This window comes from Cryobacterium sp. MLB-32, from assembly GCF_000738085.1.
Lineage (GTDB): Bacteria > Actinomycetota > Actinomycetes > Actinomycetales > Microbacteriaceae > Cryobacterium.
Genome location: NZ_JPRS01000510.1, coordinates 1 through 708 on the forward strand (window position 1 = coordinate 1; position 708 = coordinate 708).

The 708-nt window shown below is 61.7% G+C and carries 1 pseudogene; it reads right to left on the reverse strand.

What is annotated here, in order from left to right:
• Window positions 1-503: 503 nt before the first annotated feature.
• Window positions 504-708 (reverse strand): annotated as a pseudogene (locus tag JF66_RS24710) (ATP-dependent DNA ligase); the annotation flags it as partial.

The window sequence follows — 708 nt, forward strand, 5'->3', positions numbered from 1 at the left end:
CGGGCGATCGCGTCGGGACTGAGGTTCTGACTGGCCAGTGCGGCAGGCGTACGGGTGAGATAGCGGATGATGGTGGATGTCGCGTTCATGGTGTTCTTCTCTCTCCTCGGACAACTTGTTTTTTTGCCTTCCGGCGAGAGAAATCGAAAGCGACCGTGAGCGGCGTAGTGCAGGGTCGTGGAATACCGGAACGCAGTGAGGATATGCCGCGAAAGCCCGAAACGCAGCCGCAGAGGAAGCTACGATGACCGGCCGGAATGGTCAAAAAAGCACCAAAAGGACAGTGCCGCGGGGCGGCTCCGCTTTGGCAGAGGTGACGGCGGCCGCGCCGCCGCAGCGTCCGTTGCTGTGCCCGCAAGGTGTCGTCCAAGAGCGGTGGGAGGTCTGAGGTTCCGGCCTCAGTGCCGGTGCCAGGGGAGCGCCCGGCGTGACAATGGGGGAACTGCCACACCGGACTGGTCGCTACTCTACGGGCTGGTCCTCATTGTCTGCCCCATCACCATCTAACGCTGAACGTCTCTATCCGTGGGTCCGGATCCTTCTAAACGACGACCCTCGGCAACAACAACCATTCCCTGGGTGCTGTCGGCGGCCAGGCGCAGGCTCTCCACCCACTCGATGTTGACAGCAGCCGACCGCGCCTGGTCGAACTTGAAATAGAGCGGAATGCTCGGATGAATCCAGATAGAACTACGACCCCCCCACCCA